The organism is Neisseria sp. 19428wB4_WF04 (genome assembly GCF_015235335.1).
Taxonomy (GTDB): Bacteria; Pseudomonadota; Gammaproteobacteria; order Burkholderiales; family Neisseriaceae; genus Neisseria; species Neisseria musculi.
The window spans coordinates 1-385 of sequence record NZ_JADGLG010000205.1 but is presented as its reverse complement, the minus strand read 5'-3'; the positions used below and the strand labels follow the sequence as shown (position 1 = coordinate 385).

Below are 385 nucleotides of genomic sequence, written 5' to 3'. Positions count from 1 at the left end.
ATAATAAACACGTATTTGTTCTGCTTTACTCATATTTCTCCTCCAACCGTTTAATAATTTTCCTTCGCTGTTCCTCTGATAGATGACTAGCTAAAAACACTGTATCACCCTCTACCCAATAAAAACCTCTTGAGTTTGTGAGGGTATCTACTACTGTTATTTTCATACTACCACACCTCTCACATTTTCAGCAATTATCCGCACCGAATCCAAACCTGCCTTTAAAAGCGCGTTCTCTTCTCTAAGCCTCACGATTTCAGATTTGAGTTCCATATATTTTTCTTTTGTCACTTCAATCATTAGGCTAGTGTCCTTTCTATTTCATCCAAGTTATAAACAACTTCTTCCGCTTCATTCAGTCCCTGTAAAATGAGCTTGATAAAGC

At 37.1% G+C, this 385-nt stretch carries 1 protein-coding gene; it reads right to left on the bottom strand.

Features of this window, described 5'->3' with window-relative positions:
- Positions 1-162 precede the first annotated feature (162 nt).
- Positions 163-300, bottom strand: a complete 138-nt coding sequence (locus IR141_RS13015) for a hypothetical protein (protein WP_167743239.1) — start codon at positions 298-300, stop codon at positions 163-165.
- Positions 301-385 lie beyond the last annotated feature (85 nt).